This window comes from Rothia sp. HMSC061C12, from assembly GCF_001815755.1.
In the GTDB taxonomy this organism is placed as follows: domain Bacteria; phylum Actinomycetota; class Actinomycetes; order Actinomycetales; family Micrococcaceae; genus Rothia; species Rothia mucilaginosa.
In genome coordinates this window covers 15,576-27,805 of sequence record NZ_KV821857.1, presented here as the reverse complement: position 1 = coordinate 27,805, position 12,230 = coordinate 15,576, and the positions used below count along the sequence as shown (strand labels likewise).

Sequence of the window (12,230 nt, the reverse complement as noted above, 5' to 3'; positions counted from 1 at the left end):
GTTCCGTTTAGCCGCGCCCGGAGATGAGGGCGAGAATCGCCTCCAGGGGGCCGCGTCCGGCAATGGAGCGTGCCATGCGTGACCAGAGGGTGCAGAAGCCCAGGGCGATAACAGCGCCGAGCAGCAGGAAGGCGCTCCAGTACACGGCGGTGCCCCAGCCTCCGGTGGCGATGTAGTGCTCGCCGACGGTGAGAGCCTTGACGGTGGGGCCGGCGTAGATGATGATTCCGCTCAGAACAATGGAGGCGCTCAGCGACATCTGGCCCAGGCGGGCGATGGGGGTAAGCATTCCCGCCTGTGCGGAGAGCAGGCGCGCGCATTCGGCCCAGAAGTAGAGGGTTGCCGCGAGGTTTAGGGTTAGCAGCACCTGCGGGCTGTTGAGGAAGCCGAGCTCGGTGTAGGGGTTGAAGGTGCGGTAGACGGCGAGCGCCAGCACGGCGAGTACTACGGGGATTGCGAGCTTTGCCTGCAGGTTGTCGTAGAGGCGCACGAGCACGATGCCCAGGCACATGACCCAGATGAGCTGGGCGCTCTGCGCGTGGTTGACGCCGTGGTTTGCCAGGAACGGCAGCTGGGTAGCGGTCCACTGGTCGGCCCGAGCGGCTACGTCCATGAGGAGGGTGTAGGTCCAGGTAATGAAGGGGCTGGTGACTACCGCTAGCACTGCGATTGCCCACAGGGGCAGGTGCACGACGAATAGGGTCAGCAGGGTGAGTAGCGCCAGGTGCACGAGCATGTCGAAGGGCAGGGAGTAGGAGAAGCCCTGCGTCGGTACGGTCACGCCGGCTTGCGGCAGGTAGGTGATGCCCTGCATGAGTGCCACACCCAGTAGCAGCAGCGCGAGGAATCGCACGATGGTTCCGGCAAAGAGCTGCGGAAAGTTTGCGGTGCGGGCGTAGCGCCAGGCGGCTGCGCCCAGGATTGCGGCGAAGAGCGGTTCTGCCGGTACGAGGGTCTGCGGGATCCAGAATTTCCAGGACACCGGGATCAGCTGCAGCCAGTATCCGAAGGGGATGAGCAGGCTGAGCACGGCGAAGGCGCGGGCTAGGTCGAGCCCGAGGTCGCGTCGGGTTCCTCCGAGGGAGGCGGCGCGTGCCCCGCTGCTGACGGTGGGGATGGGTTGAGTGCGCCCTGCTGCCATGTCCTCGCTCCTTGTAGTGCCGTGTTTGAGAGTCTGTGCACCCTGCCGGTGGTGTGTGCCCTGCCAGGGGATGTGCGCTGCCAGGGTATCTGCCGCATCCGGTGGTGTGTGCCGGATGCTCTGGCATAGGTGTTAAGTGTAACGGTGGAAGCTGTGTCTGGTCCGGCGGTGGCGCGGAGGTTTTGCTCTCATGCCGCCTCTCGGTCGGCTGCTGGCTGGAGCTTCTTGCCCTATTGGTGAGTGCTGTTCAAGTGTTGTTGCACGAGGTTGGGTGTGTACCATTGGTACGTTCTTAAAGGTGGGGCAATCCCGCGGGAGCATGATTTCGCTCCTTTTACTGTCCCAAACGCGCCCCACCTGCACACACCACGTTGAGGTTTTATGTTTTCGACTTTTTCCCCGCTTTTCTTGACGGATTTGGGGGCGTCTGGTGCTCTTCTTGCTTCGGGTACGACTCTGTCGGATGGATCGAGCCACGATAGCGGCCAGTTTGTGTCCATTTTCTGGATTACGTTGGTTGCGTTGCTTTCCCCGATTCTTTCCCGCGTGACGGGTAAGAAGATTCCGGATGTGGTTTTCCTGCTCATTTTTGGTCTGCTCATTGGCCCGAATATGTTCAATCTTGCCAGCAGTGAGGGCGGCATCCCGCTGCTGAAGGAGCTTGGTCTGGGCATGCTCTTTTTGATTGCGGGCTTTGAGATTAACGTGTCCTCGCTGCGTAGCCGCCAGGGTTATAGCGCTATTGCCACGTGGTTTGTGTGTTTTGCCTTGGGTATGGCGGGTGCGGCGGTGATTACGTCGTTCTCGCGTGAGCTGAATACGTATGTTGCGGTGGGTGTGGCGCTGAGTTCTACGGCTCTGGGTACGCTGCTGCCGATGTTGAAGTCTCATGGTGCCGCCGGTACGCCGGTGGGTAATGCGGTGCTGGTGCACGGCGCTGTGGGTGAGCTGCTGCCGATTTTCGCTATTTCGCTGTTGTTGTCGTCGCGTTCGCCGGGTATGGCGTTTGTGGTGCTGCTGGCGTTTATGGTGGTTGCGGTGATTACGGCGTTGATTCCGCACCGCCTGTTTGCGCATGTGCCGGGTCTGCGTCAGATTATGGCTGCGGAGGCGAACACTACCGGTCAGACGGTTCTGCGTCTTGCGATGTTCCTGCTGGCGACCCTGATCATGTGCACCGCACTCTTCGATTTGGATGCGGTGCTGGGCGCGTTCGCGGCGGGCCTGATTCTGCGTACCCTGACCCCTCCGGCGGCTCTGCACATGATGACTCGCCGCCTTGAGGTGGTTGGTTTTACGTTCATGATTCCGCTGTTCTTTGTGGTCAGCGGTATGGGCATTGATGTCTCTGCCGTGGTGGCTAAGCCTTTGGGTCTGCTTGCCGTGGTGGTGGGTATTCTGCTGTGCCGTGGTGTTCCGGTGCTTTTGGCGGAGCATTTCTTCGATACCCGTTCGGGGTTGACCGCTCGCGCGCAGAAGGCGCAGTTGGCGTTGTATTCGGCTGCGGGTCTGCCGATTATTGTGGCGGTGACGGAGGTTGCGACCAGTTCGGGTCTTCTGGAGGAGTCCACGGCGTCGCTGCTGGTTGCCGGTGGCGCGCTGACGGTTCTACTGTTCCCGCTGTGGGCGTTGGGTATTCGTCAGGCGTTTGGTTCTGCTGGACCGTCTCAGCAGGCGCCGAGCCGTAAGGAACAGATGAATGCTCTGAAGGCTCAGCGTAATGCTCAGACAAAGCTGACTACGGGTATGATTCCGGTGGTTCAGCTGAAGTCGCAGGCTGATTCCGAGACCCAGCCCGATTCTGAGTCCCAGCCCGATTCTGAATCCCCGGCCGATGCTCAGCCCGGCTCTGCCGAGGCTACGGACACTTCCGCTGGTTCTAGTGTTGCGTCCCGAGCAGCCTCTCGGGCTGAGGCAAAGAAGCGTAAGGGTTCTGCGGAAAATACGGGTTCTGCAGAGATCTAGTAGCGGCTACGGTACGGTTGCCTTCGGCGTTTTCAAGGTCGGGTTACAAACCGGTTTGAGCGGGTATCTCGCTTACAGTCACCGCAACCTTATGTGGGATTGAATTTATAAAACCACACAATACCAGGCAGTTAAAGCCCTGCAAACCAACACGCATCCCACATATAGGATCAAAACCCACCGCATCCCCTCTTGAGGCTGCGGTGGGTTTTTTGCACCCGAAAGACCCTATAAACCGCGGAAAGATGAGAATCTTCCTTAAATTCGGATTTTTTATGCAAATATTACAGAACATGACGTGTCTTAGCTTTCACGACTGACACTTTGTCCTATAAAATTGAAAGCGGACAGGGAATTTCCCTAAAACACACATAAACCAACATACATACACAGAGTCGCTTCCGCCCCAGCGGGAGCTGGCGCACCTCCCATCTCACACACGGGAGGCGCCCCTTTCGGGAGTATCCGCGACGATACCCCCGGCGGCTCCCAACTATGGAGGAGGATCATATGGTTCAGAAAGGTAACTATTTCTAACTTCGCATCTCAAGGCCTCGCACTGAATCCTAACGATTGTCTGCACACACAGTCATTTCCGAAGGAAATATCATGCACCAACTACTCCTCACCGCGAGCACTGGTGGCGTAGAGCTGGACTTCCCGGCCTGGCTCCGAATTACGCACTTTATCAACTTCATTATGATGGGCTTCCTGATTCGTTCAGGTTGGGAAGTTCTCGCCTCTCACCCCCGCCTGTACTGGAACAACCATTGCACCCCGGGTTCTGAGTGGATTAAGTTCACCAAGGACAAGGTCCCTACCACCCCCGGCGCATTTACTGCGCGCGATGACCAGCGCACCCTGTCTCCCCTGATTTCTCTGCCCGGTAAGGCTCAGATTGGTCTGGGCCGCGCATGGCACGCGCTGGTGACCGTCATCTGGATTGTTAACGGTCTGGTATATGTCTCCCTGCTGTTCCTGACCGGTCAGTGGCGCCGCATCGTCCCGACCAGCTGGGACATCATCCCGCAGGCGTGGGAATCCATCCAGATTTACGCTGGCTTCCAGATTCCCTCGATTGAGCATTTCCAGCCGTACGACGCTCTGCAGCAGATTATGTACTTCACTGTGGTGTTCATCGTGGCACCGCTGATGATTGCAACCGGCCCGATTATGAGCCCGGCATTCTGCGGCCGCTTCCCCGGCTACGTGCGCCTCTTCCGTAACCGCCAGACCGCACGTTCCATCCACTTCCTGGGCATGGCGTTCTACTGCGTCTTCACCGTCATTCACGTGGCGCTGGTGTTCGTGGTTCACCCCCAGTACAACATCGCCCACATGATGCTGAACAAGCCCTACAACGAGGTCGACGCAGCACAGTTCGCTCAGGCAGTCACCATGCTCATTGGCGGCATTGTCTTCGCTGTGGCTCTGTGGATTTTCGCTTCGTACTGGTCCCTGCGCGACCTGCGATTCACCCAGACCTTCATTTGGGGTCTGACCCAGCCGATTCGTAACGTCTTGCTGGACCGTATCACCTCCCGTCAGGTGCAGAAGAAGACCTTCACCGATGCCGACATCTCGCCCTTCCACTGGGTTAACACTCGCCCGCCGACAGAGCGTGAGAGCACCGAGTGGAACCGCCTGAAGGAGCACGAGTTCGTTGACTACCGCCTCGAGCTGGGCGGCCTGGTGAAGGAATCCAAGTCCCTGAGCATTGACGAGCTCAAGCAGCTGGGCAAGGAAGTCAACATCACCATGCACACCTGCATGCAGGGTTGGACCGGCATCGCCAAGTGGGAGGGCGTGCGCCTGCGCGACGTTCTCGCACTGGTCGAGAAGACCGACGAGGCTCGCTACGTTATGGTGACCTCCTTCGGCCACGTGGGCCACACCTACGACGGCCGCCCGACCGAACCTTACTACGAGTGCCTGGACATCTCCATGGCGATGGAAGATGAGACCATCCTGGCGTGGGGCATGAACGACAAGCCCCTGCCCGATGTGTACGGCGGCCCGCTCCGTCTGCGTGCGGACTCCATGCACGGCTACAAGATGGTCAAGTGGGTTCAGAAGATCGAGTGGATCAAGGACTACCACGATGTTGGCGATGGCCAAGGCGGTAGCCGTGAGGACTCCGGTCTGCAGCACTTCGACGCACGCGCCTAAGCACCCTCACAGGGCGCTACAACGCTAACCGTCGATACACCACCCTATAAAGCACAGAACGGTGGCGGGAAACATGGGCCCGCCACCGTTCGCTTATCTTCTCCGCCGCTCTCTACTGCTCTGAAAGATGCAGAAGCCGAGAGGGCATAAAGAAACCGCCCGGGAGCCTTAGCTCTCGGGCGGTTTCTTTAGAGGTTTGCCTTCTGGCGCTTTACCTTAGGCATCGTAGATGATGACGTCCAGGGTACGGGGGCCGTGCACGCCCTCCACGCGGATCAGCTCGATATCACTGGTTGCAGACGGACCGGAAATCATAGTCACGGGGCGGGTGTAGGTGATACGCTCGATCGACTCGGGAACCAGCTCCACCACGGTGGAACGGGGCACCACGCAGATGTGGTGGTCGGGCACCAGGGTGATGGCGCGGCGACCCTCATCGGGGTTGGTGTTCAAGAAGATCGTGCCGGTCTCTGCACAGGAGACGGTCGAACCGGTCACCACAGCGTCAACTGCGTCCAGTTCCTTCAGGGACAGGCAGCCGGGCTTGAGGGTGCTACCGGAGTCGGTGACGCGCTTGCGGTCAGCGGTGTCAGCCGGCAGCCACTCCATGTTCAGGCCCTCGGGAACCACGTAGGTGGACTTTTCACCCAGGCGTTCTGCGATGACCTCGGAGATGTTCTCCTTGTTCGCGTGGAACACATTTGCCTTGTAGTCAATGAGGCGGTCGACGAGCATCTCAATGGTCTGCTCTTCGTTCAGCTCGCTGACGCGGCGGTAGTTACGTACGGGCTCGGGGGCGACGGGTGCGTCAGCCAGGGACGAGCGGATACGTGCGAGGATATCTTCCTTAGCAGAGGACATTAGTTGTTCTCCTTAGCTTCACGGGCTTCCTGAGCAGCCTTAGCGTTTGCAGCCGCTTCAGCTGCCTTACCCTTGTTAGCCTCGATGAGGGCCTGAATGTCAACGCGCTGTGCGTTATCGCGTGCCGGAGCCTGACCCTTCTCCTTCTTCCACCAGTTGCGGAAGGATTCCTTGGGGGGCTCGGGGATGTCGCGGTAAGCGGTCCAGCCGCCGACGATACCGGGAACAGCGGTGATCTTGTGCTTGCGGCCGGTAATGAGGCGGGACATGGGCAGACCACGCTCTGCAATCGACATCATCTTGCCGGAGGTGAAGAGCTTCTTCGCACCGAGCATCATGCCGTCCATCTGCGAGAAGGGAGCCTTCTTGTTGCCCTCGAACTCGCGGATAGCGTGCTTGGACTCGACGTCCTTAGCGCGCAGGTGCACGAGGACCTCGGGGAAGTTAATCTTCACGGGGCAGACCTCGTAGCATGCGCCGCAGAGGGAGGATGCGTACGGCAAGGAGTTGTTCTCTGCAGCCTCGATACCGGAGAGCTGCGGGGACAGAATCGCGCCGATGGGGCCCGGGTAGGTGGAGCCGTAGGCGTGACCACCTGCGCGCTCGTACACGGGGCACACGTTCATGCAAGCGGAGCAGCGGATGCAACGCAGTGCCTGGCGACCGAGCTCGTCAGCCAGAACAGCGGTACGGCCGTTGTCAATGAGGATGACGTGCATGTTCTGCGGGCCGTCACCGGGGGTCACACCGGTCCACATGGAGGTGTAGGGGTTCATGCGCTCACCGGTGGAGGAGCGGGGCAGCAGCTGCAGGAATGCCTCGTAGTCCTGGAAGGTGGGCAGAATCTTCTCAATACCCATGAAGGTAATGAGGGTGTCGGGCAGGGTCAGGCACATACGGCCGTTACCTTCGGACTCCACGATGGTCAGGGTACCGGTCTCAGCAATACCGAAGTTGGTGCCGGAGACTGCCACGGTGGTGTTCAGGAACTTGTTACGCAGACGGTTACGCGATGCCTCTGCCAGTTCTGCCGGCTCATCGGTGATGTCCGGGTTAATACCCTCAATTTCGCGCAGGAAGATGTCGCGGATTTCGCGGCGGTTGCGGTGAATTGCGGGCACCAGAATGTGGGAGGGGCGGTCGTGGCCGAGCTGGACGATTTCTTCCGCGAGGTCGGTCTCAATAGCGTTGATGCCGTTTTCCTCGAGGAATTCGTTCAGGCCGGTCTCTGCGGTTGCCATGGACTTAATCTTGATGATTTCGTCCACGCCCTGCTCGCGGATCAGGTCCAAAGCAATCTGGTTTGCCTCGGTGGCGTTGCGTGCCCAGTGCACGTGGCCGCCTGCGGCGGTGAAGTTACGCTCGAACTGTTCGAGCAGCTCGGGCAGGTTCGCCAGAACGTAGTTCTTGACGGACTCACCGGTGTTACGCAGGTCCTGCCAGTCGGGCACCTCTGCGGTGACGCGTGCGCGCTTGTTACGGATCGCGTGGGTCACGAAGCGCAGGTTGGCGCGTAGCTGCTCGTTCTTGAGCTCTTCCTTCGCGTACTTGGGGAAGGGGGTTTCTTCGAAAATGTTGCCCTCGCCGTAGTGAACGACCTTGGGCATACCAAGCTGAATAGCGGTCATGAGGTCTTATCTTTCCTTAGCCGATCGAGAGCTCGACGCGCTCGGAGTTAATCTTGAGCGGGTTTTCCTTGGTGGATGCGAGGATCTCAGCGAAGTGGATGGTCTGAACGTCCGAGCCGCGACGCATCAGCGCACCGCCGATGTTCATCAGGCAGGAGCAGTCGCCGCCGGTGCAGACGGAAGCACCGGTTGCTTCAACGTTGTCTGCCTTGTCGTTGACCATTGCGCCGGAGACGTCAGCGTTCTTGAAGGAGAAGGTACCACCGAAGCCGCAGCACTGGTCCATGCCCTCGAGCTGGGTGTACTTGATGCCTTCGACGGTGCGGACCAGGTCCTGCTGGCGGGTGCCCAGGCCGAGCATACGCATACCGTGGCAGGAGCTGTGGTAGGTGACGTGCTCGGGGAAGTAGGAGCCGAGCTGCTCGGCAGCGTTGGTGATGCCCAGGATGTCGATTAGCAGCTGGGAAAGCTCGAAGGTGCGGGAAGCAATCTGCTCTGCCTTCAGAGCCAGCGCTTCGTCGCCGCGGCTACGTGCGACCATTGCCTGCTGGTGACGCAGGGAAGCAACGCAGGAGCCGGAGGGTGCAACAGCTACGTCCCAGTCCCAGGAGTCGAAAGCTTCAACGTGGTTCTTGATGACTTCGTAACCGTCATCGAAGTAGCCCGAGTTGACGTGCATCTGAGAGCAGCAGGTCTGGTTCGGGGGGAAGACAACCTCGTGGCCCAGGCGCTCAAGAATTTCGACGGTGGCGCGTGCTACGCGGGGGTACATGCCGTCAACGATGCACGTGGAGAAGAGTGCAATGCGCATGACTTGTCCGTCCTTTCCTCTGTGTTCAGAGTTTCTCGGTCTCACCGCCTGCGTCTGGGGCAGGCGGGGCACAGTCCGAACAAGTTCGGTCTTCCAAAGAAGCGACTCAGATGTATTGAGTCGGGGAAGCTGGGCCGGATGGTTCCGGCTAATGTGCGCGCCCCAAGTGGAGGTGGGATGCGGTGGGATCAGAAACCGTGGTGATGTCTTTTATCTTTCTAGCCATTTAACACCGTTGGGCGGCTTTTCTCTAGTTGGAATAGCACATACTTTCCTTGTTAAATAACCGGTTAGGTCGACCTGACCTTAAGGTATATTTCCCTACCTTCCGGTACATGTGACCTCATCTCCCATGCACCCCCCGTAAGACCCCTATATTCTTTTCGCAGATTGAACATTTATCAAACACACAGAAGTGGACCATAAACCCCCTAGAAATCCGCCGTTCTGAAGATTTTATGGTTGTTTTATGGGGCTTTTCCTTTTTAAAACAACATTCTTTTCGGGTATATGCGTCCAAATGAAGACTCTCCCCTGGGTAAACCAATGACCCATACACCCAACTCGTGATGTATCTGAAAATATTCGAGTTTCAGAACCTGGAATTAACTATCAGAACCGCAATATTTCGGCAGTTTCACTGGAAGCGAGCCCAGGTTCCGGTCGCCTTCCACAAAAATGAGTCAGGTCACTTTTGGTGAAACACCACATTATCCGGTACTCTTCTAAACATGCGATCAATGGTCTGACCACATCCCCATGCAGGGAACAATGACTCGTTCCCCACAGAATTATCTATGGTCTGACCACACACAAAACACACCCTGAACCAAAGGAGTTCCAGTGGAAACTTATACCGCTGTAACCAATGCAGTGGGAGGTAGCCTCGGCCTCAGCGCGCTCGTGGCAACCATTCCCCTCCTCACCTTCTTTGTGATGCTACTGGGCGTTAAGGCACGCGCTCACTGGTCCGCACTCGTGGCACTGGCAGCATCCATCCTCGTAGCAGCGCTGGGCTTCCACATGCCCGCTGACCTCGCCGGCCTGAGCGCCGTCCGCGGCGCCATCTACGGCCTGGTCATCTGCTGGGTGATTCTGGGCGCCATCTGGTTCTACCAGATCACCGTTCTCTCCGGTCGATTCGAAGACCTGCGCCGCGTCTTCGACCGCCTCGGCGGCGGCGACCTGCGCATCCAGGCTATCCTCATCGCATTCTGCTTCGGCGGTCTGCTCGAGGCACTGGCTGGCTTCGGCGCTCCCGTTGCAATTACCGCAACCATGATTCTCTCCCTGGGCGTTAAGCCCCTTAAGGCTGCTGTCACCGTTCTGATCGCTAACACCGCACCCGTGGCATTCGGCGCAGTTGCTGTCCCGATTACCACCGCAGCTGACGTTGGCGGCAAGGACGCACACGTTATCGCAACCATCGTTGGTCACCAGGCTCCGTTCCTGGCAATGCTCGTTCCGCTCATCCTGCTCGTCATCCTTGACGGTATGAAGGGTCTGAAGGACGCATGGCTGCCCGCACTGATCATCGGTGTCTCCTTCGCAATTGCACAGTGGGTCACCGCTGCTACCCCCGCATACAACCTGACCGACGTTGTTGCTTGCATCGTCTCCATGGGTGTTGCTGTTGTCTTCCTGCAGTTCTGGAAGCCGCGCGGCGTCGCAGGCGTTCGTGAACGCTACGGCCTGCCCGCACAGGCTGAAGAGAAGGAAGCTCTGCCCGCCGTTCGCGTCTGGATGGCACTGCTGCCCTACGTCATCGTCGTTGCAATCTTCGGTGTTGCTAACCTGCACGCTGGCCTGAAGGCATGGCTGAAGAGCTTCGTCATCAAGATTGATATCCAGGCTCTGAGCTCCCGCCTCGTCACCGCTGACGGCAAGCCCGTCAAGGACGCTGTCTACAACTTCGCGTGGATGTCCAACCCCGGCACCCTGCTGATCATCTCCGGTCTGGTTGTTGCGGTCGTCTACTTCTTCTTCAACGAGAAGGGCCGCTACGCCTTCAAGTTCCCGGCAATCTTCACCGAGTTCGGTTCCGTTGTCTACCGCATGCGTTGGTCCATCCTGACCATTGCTTCGGTTCTGGCACTGGCATACGTCATGAACTTCTCCGGTCAGACCATTGCTATGGGTACCTTCCTGGCAGGCCTGGGCACCGTCTACGCGTTCCTCGCACCGGCTCTGGGCTGGATCGGTACCGCTGTGACCGGTTCGGACACCAGCGCCAACGCACTGTTCTCCAAGCTGCAGGTGTCTGCCGCTGAGAACCTGCAGCACGCAGGTATCCACGGAGCAACCCCCGAGCTCATGCTGGCTGCTAACACCACCGGTGGTGTGGTCGGTAAGATGATCTCCCCGCAGTCGCTGGCTATTGCTGCTACCTCCGTGGACATGGAAGGCAAGGAATCCGACATCCTCAAGGCTGTCCTCCCCTGGTCCTTCGCTATGCTCCTGTTCGTCTGCGTCCTGGTCTTCCTGCAGACCAACGTGCTGTCCTTCATGATTCCCTAATCTGAAGCTCAGGTTTTAGAGAGTTCCTGAAGCATCCGCTTCACGAACAGTAGGACATTCGCCCCGGTTTGACCGGAGGCCACAGCGGGGCGGCGTACCTTTCCGGTATCGCCGCCCCGCTTTTTATGCCCCTTATGACTCGATAGGTTGCCCCAATAGTTTGGGAGAACATGCTGAGTCGAGACTTCTTTTCGTTATCCGCCTCGTTATCAGGAGAGAGTATGCCTCGTTCTTTTGACGACACCCAGCCTGCAGAGGCGCCCCCTGTGGTTGAGCGCCAGCCGATTCTGGCGGACCGCAGCTACAGCATCATTCTGGAGACCTTTGAGCGGCGCCTGCGCCTGGGTGAGTTGCGTGTGGGCGATAAGCTCCCCTCCGAGCGTGAGCTGGCGGCACGGCACGGTATTTCCCGTCCCTCGGTCCGTGAGGGCCTTCGGGTTTTGAACGCACTGGGTCTGATTCGTTCCAGTACCGGTTCGGGACCGAAGTCGGGCGCGATTATCATTTCGGAGCCGTCGGATGCACTCAGCTGGGCGCTGCGCATGCACATTGCGACCCGTAGCCTGCCGGTGAAGGACGTTGTCTCAACCCGTCTGCTACTGGAGGGCCCTGCGGCGCGTGCGGCGGCTGCCGCGCCGGACACCCCGGAGCGTGCGGCAGCGTTGGAGCGGGCGCGCGTACATCTGGCGGAGATGGATGAGCAGATCAGCGATGAGCGTTTCCATTTCTGCGATACGCGTTTTCACTATGAGCTGTCGAAGCTCGGCGGCAATATTGTGCTTGATACGGTGATTGACTCTCTGCACATGGCGACGATGAGCTATGTGCAGGAGGCAGTTCCTTTCTTGAAGGATTGGGAAGCGGTCAAGCGCACGTTGCAGCAGCAGCATTACGGCATTATTGAGGCGATTGCCTCTCACGATGAGCAGGCAGCCTATGAGCGGGTGTGCGAGCATATTACGTGGTTCTATTCGCTGTCTGACCGGGCTGCGGAGGAGCGGGCGCGGCAGCATCCGGCGCGGGATATTCTGCACGAGGATTTATGCCACGAGAACATTCACGCCGGCTAGGATGTGCCACTCAACCTCATAACCCCACATAGCTAAAGGGCGGTGCCCCGGAAGAATGACCTTCCGGG

Annotated in this window: 8 protein-coding genes; 4 read left to right on the top strand and 4 right to left on the bottom strand. The window is 58.8% G+C overall.

What is annotated here, in order from left to right; all coding sequences use genetic code 11:
• Window positions 1-7 precede the first annotated feature (7 nt).
• Entirely contained in the window at window positions 8-1,141 is a 1,134-nt protein-coding gene (locus tag HMPREF3055_RS03770; RefSeq protein ID WP_070677484.1) for a hypothetical protein, read from the bottom strand.
• A 381-nt stretch (window positions 1,142-1,522) separates the two neighbouring features.
• Between HMPREF3055_RS03770 and HMPREF3055_RS03765 the strand changes: the two genes are divergently transcribed.
• A complete protein-coding gene (locus HMPREF3055_RS03765; protein WP_070738038.1) occupies window positions 1,523-3,106 on the top strand; it encodes a cation:proton antiporter domain-containing protein in 1,584 nt (527 codons plus the stop codon).
• Window positions 3,107-3,715: 609 nt separating this feature from the next.
• Window positions 3,716-5,275 carry a molybdopterin-dependent oxidoreductase gene (locus HMPREF3055_RS03760; protein WP_005504634.1) on the top strand — a complete coding sequence of 520 codons (1,560 nt, stop codon included), beginning with the start codon at window positions 3,716-3,718 and terminating at the stop codon, window positions 5,273-5,275.
• A gap of 216 nt (window positions 5,276-5,491) precedes the next feature.
• Here the strand turns inward: HMPREF3055_RS03760 and HMPREF3055_RS03755 are convergent, their stop codons facing one another.
• Genes HMPREF3055_RS03755 through HMPREF3055_RS03745 form a run of 3 tightly spaced genes read right to left on the bottom strand, consistent with a single transcriptional unit; the run spans window position 5,492 to window position 8,575 of the window.
• Window positions 5,492-6,136, bottom strand: a complete 645-nt coding sequence (locus HMPREF3055_RS03755) for a LutC/YkgG family protein (RefSeq protein WP_049347182.1) — start codon at window positions 6,134-6,136, stop codon at window positions 5,492-5,494.
• Window positions 6,136-7,764, bottom strand: coding sequence for a LutB/LldF family L-lactate oxidation iron-sulfur protein (locus tag HMPREF3055_RS03750; protein ID WP_070614841.1), 1,629 nt, complete (start codon window positions 7,762-7,764; stop codon window positions 6,136-6,138). The genes HMPREF3055_RS03755 and HMPREF3055_RS03750 overlap by 1 nt, the downstream gene beginning before the upstream one ends.
• 16 nt (window positions 7,765-7,780) lie before the next feature.
• Window positions 7,781-8,575, bottom strand: a complete 795-nt coding sequence (locus tag HMPREF3055_RS03745; RefSeq protein ID WP_005504630.1) for a (Fe-S)-binding protein — start codon at window positions 8,573-8,575, stop codon at window positions 7,781-7,783.
• An 843-nt stretch (window positions 8,576-9,418) separates the two neighbouring features.
• Between HMPREF3055_RS03745 and HMPREF3055_RS03740 the strand changes: the two genes are divergently transcribed.
• Both HMPREF3055_RS03740 and HMPREF3055_RS03735 read left to right on the top strand, forming a co-directional pair.
• Window positions 9,419-11,092 carry an L-lactate permease gene (locus tag HMPREF3055_RS03740; RefSeq protein WP_070738035.1) on the top strand — a complete coding sequence of 558 codons (1,674 nt, stop codon included), beginning with the start codon at window positions 9,419-9,421 and terminating at the stop codon, window positions 11,090-11,092.
• A gap of 221 nt (window positions 11,093-11,313) precedes the next feature.
• Window positions 11,314-12,162: a FadR/GntR family transcriptional regulator gene (locus tag HMPREF3055_RS03735; RefSeq protein WP_049340966.1), complete on the top strand. Its 849-nt coding sequence runs from the start codon at window positions 11,314-11,316 to the stop codon at window positions 12,160-12,162.
• Window positions 12,163-12,230: the final 68 nt, after the last annotated feature.

Excerpts from the sequence above, each read along its gene's own strand:
- HMPREF3055_RS03770 (WP_070677484.1), bottom strand. The coding sequence starts at position 1,141 with ATGGCAGCAGGGCGCACTCAACCCATCCCCACCGTCAGCAGCGGGGCA.
- HMPREF3055_RS03765 (WP_070738038.1), top strand. The coding sequence starts at position 1,523 with ATGTTTTCGACTTTTTCCCCGCTTTTCTTGACGGATTTGGGGGCGTCT.
- HMPREF3055_RS03760 (WP_005504634.1), top strand. The coding sequence starts at position 3,716 with ATGCACCAACTACTCCTCACCGCGAGCACTGGTGGCGTAGAGCTGGAC.
- HMPREF3055_RS03755 (WP_049347182.1), bottom strand. The coding sequence starts at position 6,136 with ATGTCCTCTGCTAAGGAAGATATCCTCGCACGTATCCGCTCGTCCCTG.
- HMPREF3055_RS03750 (WP_070614841.1), bottom strand. The coding sequence starts at position 7,764 with ATGACCGCTATTCAGCTTGGTATGCCCAAGGTCGTTCACTACGGCGAG.
- HMPREF3055_RS03745 (WP_005504630.1), bottom strand. The coding sequence starts at position 8,575 with ATGCGCATTGCACTCTTCTCCACGTGCATCGTTGACGGCATGTACCCC.
- HMPREF3055_RS03735 (WP_049340966.1), top strand. The coding sequence starts at position 11,314 with ATGCCTCGTTCTTTTGACGACACCCAGCCTGCAGAGGCGCCCCCTGTG.